The organism is Stieleria sp. (assembly GCF_041595215.1).
GTDB classification, from domain to species: Bacteria; Planctomycetota; Planctomycetia; order Pirellulales; family Pirellulaceae; genus Stieleria; species Stieleria magnilauensis.
This window is the reverse complement of record NZ_JBFHKV010000687.1, coordinates 1-4,760: the sequence shown is the minus strand read 5'-3', so window position 1 is coordinate 4,760 and position 4,760 is coordinate 1. Positions and strand designations below refer to the sequence as shown.

Genomic DNA, 4,760 nt, shown 5'->3' with positions numbered 1-4,760 from the left:
TGCACGATTCCGGAATGAAGACGGCTTTGGTCGCCCATTGGCCAAAGGGAATCAAGTGGACCGGTGCCAGCGATCAACTGGTCAGCGTGATCGACTTGGCGCCGACGGTGCTGTCCGCGGCGGGCTGTGAGACCCCCGAGACGATGCAGGGTGCATCGATGTTGCCGCTGTTCGAACACGCCACGGCCTCGATTCGCCGGTATGCGTTTTCGGAGCACAACTGGCACGATTACGAGGCGTTTGGCCGCAGCGTGCGTGACGGCGACCATTTGCTGATCTTCAACCAACGGCCCTACCTGGCATGGCAGGGTCCGGCGGACTCGGTCCGCAGCGATTCGCACCAGCAACTGCGTGCCCTCCGCGCGTCGGGCCAGTTGAGCGACGCCCAAGCCGACGTGTTTTTGACACCGCGTCCGAGCGTGGAACTGTACAACGTGAAAACCGACCCCCATCAGTTGAACAACTTGGCCGCACAGCCTGAACACGCGGAAACCCGAACGCAGCTCAAGGCAGTGCTGGACGAGTGGATGGAGGCGACCGGGGACAGCGTGCCGGAAAAACTTTCACCGGACACCTTCGATCGCGAAACCGGCAAACCGCTCGGCAAGGATTCGATCGATGCCGCAGGCGCGACGACGCCCGGGGAAGACCGCTCGGCCGACCAGATCAACGCGCCCGGACCGATGTGAGCTAGACAACGGCCGACGCGACGACCAAGATGCTGGCATGATTCGTTCTTTCCGTCGCCATCTGTTGGATCGTTTCGTTTTGCGCCCGTCGCGAAACGAGTTGGTCTATGCGCCCAAGGAACGGGTGCTGGTGACCGTCGATCGTGTGACGGACGAGTATTTTGTCGAGTACCGCCGTTCGCGGGGCGATGGCACAACCGCCGAACTCTCGCCCGATCATCAACCGCTGGACTTGATGATCCTGAAATTTCCCGGGACGGCGGGCCGAGCGGAGCGCGCGTCGGATTGGCCGTGCCGATTCCTTCCCGAAGCGACGGTCAAGATTTGCACCTGGAACGCGCCCGGTTATGGCGCCACCAGCGGTCGCCCCACGCTGGCCAATATCGCCCGCCGCGCGTCGCGGTTTTGGTCCCTGGTCACCAGCGGTTTGCCGGCCCGACGTCCGCGGATTTGGTTGGTCGGCAATTCGCTCGGTTGTGCGACGGCAACCTATGTGGCGTCACAGGCGAACGTTCAGATCGAGGGGTTGATTTTGCGCAATCCGCCGCCGCTGATCCAAACCGTCAAACGCGTCGCGCGGCGTTATCCGCTGGGGCATCTGACCGACGCGATCGCCGAGAGCGTTCCGGCGGAGATGAATCTGTCGCTGACGGCGCCCCTGGCACATGTCCCGACGGTGATGCTGCAATCCGAGCGGGATCAATTGGTTCCACCGTCCTTGCAAATGGAAGTGTTTGACGCGTTGCCGGGACCGAAACAGTTGGTGGTCATGGAGGGCTTGGACCATGACGGGATTGCAACGGACGAACACGAAAACGAAATCGCCCGTGCCATCCAATGGCTGTGGCAACAGTCCAGTCGTTGACGTGTCAGCGCGACGAGAGCGCGGGCCAATACAGCATGTCGAGATTTCGGATGCGTCCCCCGGAGCGACGCAACATGTTGAGCACCTGGGCTCGGTGGTGTGTTCCGTGTAGCGCCAGGTGCAATGCCGATTCGCCAATGCGAAATGCCGTCGGCGGTCCGTCGGGTTCGATCGTGACGACGTCCATCGCGACGGCCGAATCGACGCCGGCCAGGAACTCGTTTCGCTGCTTGGCGACTTTTGCCCAAGCCTTTCGGATCGCCACCAACGGTGTGTCGGGTGCGGATTGGGGAAACGCTCGCCGGTCGCCGTTCCAGTTTTCCACCCACCAACGATCGGCATTCATCAGGTGCAGCAACGACTTCCGAATCGATCCGCATCCCATCTGAAAATCGCGATCGAGCGCGGCGACTTCGACGGTGTCACAAAAGGACAGGATTTCGTTGTTCGCCCAATCCTGGTACTGGAAAAGCCGTTCGATCAGGGCGGCATCGTAGCGGGGATCCGGCGTCTGAATCGTCGCGACCTCCAACCCGAACGCTTGCAGCTGTTCAACGGATTCAGGCGACTGCTCAACCGTCGTGGCCGCCAACCGATAAAAGACGTAATCCAGACCGGCGGGAACCGTGCGATCGAATTGTTTCAAGAAATGCAGCGCTTGGGCGCGATGGTGAACGCCGTGGTTGGCGACGTGCAGCAGCAGATCAAAAAGCGAATGCGTGAATTCGGTTTTCTTGCTGTCCTGATACGTGATCGGCTCACGCCACCGAGTGGCGCGATGGATTTCGATCAGCGACCGCCGCTGTGCGGCGACTTCCGCCAATCCGGCAGAAAACTCGTCCAACGACATGCCGTCCGGGTCGGTCGGAAACGGCCGCCACGGGGCTCCCGTCCAACGCTCCATCCAGACACGCTCGGCCGTCAACAGGTGAAACAGGGTGCCGCGTAGCGTGCCAAAACCGAGTTCGCGTTTTGCGTCGAGTTGTGCATCACGCAGCCCTTCGCAGAGCGTGGCGATTTTTGTGTTGGCCCAGCGGTTGTAGGCAAACAGATCGTCAATCAATTCGTAAGCAGTCATTTCGCGGCGGTGGCAAAGTGATAGAAATCCAGCGTGATTGTCGGCACGCCTCGCCGCGTAACTTGACAACAGAACGCGCCGACGACCACCCGACTGAATGGATTCACGACGTTGCGGATGATCACGCGATCATTTCGGCAGGTCGATCACCTCGCCGTCGCTGTCCCCCGAGAGGATCTGTTTGATCATCATCTGTGTCGGACCGTCCCAGGTCGGCAGGGAACGAAATTGTTTCAGCGCCGCGTCCAGGTCACCGGCGGCAAACAGATCCAGTGCGGCTTCGTAATCCGCGATCAACCCATCGGTGACCTGTTGTGTCGCGATCGCCGCCTCTCCGATCAATTCCGAGATTTCCACCGGTGACGCGAACCCGGCGGGACGGACCTTGGCCAATCGACGCAGCTTGAAATGGTTGTGTCCTGATACCAACAACCCCGCCCGCGTCGCTTCGTCCAAGATGATCTCGGCCCCGAATCGCTTGGACATCGATTCCAGTCGACTGGATAGATTCACGACGGGCCCGAACGCCGTCACCTTGACCTGGTCCTTGGTGCCGATCTGGCCGGCGACGGCGCGACCGTGTGCCAACCCGATCCCGCAACGGAATCCCAGATCCGAATGGTGGTATTCGGCTTGAATCGCCAACGCGGCGCTGGACGCCTGGAGAACGGATTGCTCTTGCGCCAGCGGCCATCCCCAAAACCCCATCGCCGCATCACCATGAAAATCTCCGATCACGCCGTCATAACCGAGGATGTGCTTCGTCATCACCCCCAGCGCGTCGCTGACGTCGGACAACAATTGCAACAGGTTTTGCGAATCTTGTTCGCTGCGTCGTGAAAATCCGCGGAGGTCACAAAACATGACCGTCAGGTCAGCCTCGCGCGGTTTCAACACCCTGGCGGTGTCGCCGCTGGCAAGCGCACGCATCACGACCGGCGCAAAAAAGTTGCGCATCGCCGCCTGACGACGCTGCAGTTGCCGACTCTGTTGCAGACTGGCCATTGTGGTCCCGACCAGTTCGGCAAATTTGACGTCATCGTGAAGTTGTTCGGAAACGTCCAGCGGCTTCCCCGAGCCGGCCACGCCGGTGTCGGGAAGTTTCCCCGTGATGTAAATCACCCAACCGCGACAGGCCTCGGTTCGCAGCGGGACGCAGTACGCCCAATCCACGTCTTCCCGCGCCGTGAACGCACTGGTGGTGTACAGGGAATCTGCCCCGGCCCAAACGTTCAAGATGCTTTCCCGCTTTTCAATCGAACGCTTGACCAGTCGTCGGCTGATCGGTGAACCGCCAAGCGTTGCGCTGCGGTTGTCATAGTGCAGCACTTCGATCGGGGCGTCCGGATCGGTCTTCAACTCCGCAGCGGACAAGATCGAAACCGCTTCGGCCGAAGGCGTCGATTGCAGCAGGACACTCGTCACGCGGACGAGCAACTCTTGATCACTGTCGCTGCTGGCAATCAAGTCCGGTAGCCGCGTCAACACATCGATCCGTGCATTGATGTCGCGGAAGTGCTTGCGACGCAGCGCCACGTGGTCGAACACGTTTTCGGTGACGTCCATTGCATCGTCACCGGCCGGATCCCGAAGCCGCTCCGGTGAACGGTTGCTCGTCGCGGCCGCCAACGTGAACGTCGTCTTGCCGATCACAAAGTGGTCGCCGGGGACCAGCACAAAGCGAACCGCATGACGCCCCTGGTGATAGACCGGATTGCGGGCCGAGGGGACAGCCATGATCTCGATCCGCCCATTGGCCTGCGGAATCACACGGACATGGGCGCGAGAGATCATCGGATCCCAAGGCACATTCCAGTCCGCATCGCTGCGACCGATCACCAAATCGCTACACGTCGTCGCATCGGGGATCTCCCGACGCCAGCGATGATAATTCTGCGGTCCCTGTGCAATCAAATCAGCCATGCGAGTAAGGTATCGGGTTGAGGTTGAAAGTTCCAGGTTTCAGGTTTCAGGTTTCAGGTTGCCGATCTCAGATTTGATATTTGACAGGATCAAGTAGCGGCATTTTCCTGTCACCCATTTTCTTGTCGCCTCTCCCACACTCCCACTCTCCCAGCATGCACGACGACGAAACGTTGACCGCCTACCACGAAGCGGGCCATGCGGT

At 60.4% G+C, this 4,760-nt stretch carries 4 protein-coding genes; 2 read left to right on the top strand and 2 right to left on the bottom strand.

Annotated features, from left to right (window positions below):
- Both ABX749_RS22525 and ABX749_RS22520 read left to right on the top strand, forming a co-directional pair.
- On the top strand, positions 1–689 hold a 689-nt coding region (locus tag ABX749_RS22525; protein ID WP_372897965.1), incomplete at its 5' end, for a sulfatase/phosphatase domain-containing protein.
- A 37-nt stretch (positions 690–726) separates the two neighbouring features.
- Positions 727–1,554, top strand: a complete 828-nt coding sequence (locus ABX749_RS22520) for a hypothetical protein (protein ID WP_145207043.1) — start codon at positions 727–729, stop codon at positions 1,552–1,554.
- Between the two features lie 4 nt (positions 1,555–1,558).
- Here the strand turns inward: ABX749_RS22520 and ABX749_RS22515 are convergent, their stop codons facing one another.
- A complete protein-coding gene (locus tag ABX749_RS22515; RefSeq protein WP_372897964.1) occupies positions 1,559–2,632 on the bottom strand; it encodes a DinB family protein in 1,074 nt (357 codons plus the stop codon).
- A 129-nt stretch (positions 2,633–2,761) separates the two neighbouring features.
- The gene (locus ABX749_RS22510) at positions 2,762–4,555 is read right to left on the bottom strand and encodes an adenylate/guanylate cyclase domain-containing protein (RefSeq protein ID WP_372897963.1); all 1,794 of its coding nucleotides are present in this window, start codon (positions 4,553–4,555) and stop codon (positions 2,762–2,764) included.
- Positions 4,556–4,760 lie beyond the last annotated feature (205 nt).

Excerpts from the sequence above, each read along its gene's own strand:
- ABX749_RS22510 (WP_372897963.1), bottom strand. The coding sequence starts at position 4,555 with ATGGCTGATTTGATTGCACAGGGACCGCAGAATTATCATCGCTGGCGT.
- ABX749_RS22515 (WP_372897964.1), bottom strand. The coding sequence starts at position 2,632 with ATGACTGCTTACGAATTGATTGACGATCTGTTTGCCTACAACCGCTGG.
- ABX749_RS22520 (WP_145207043.1), top strand. The coding sequence starts at position 727 with ATGATTCGTTCTTTCCGTCGCCATCTGTTGGATCGTTTCGTTTTGCGC.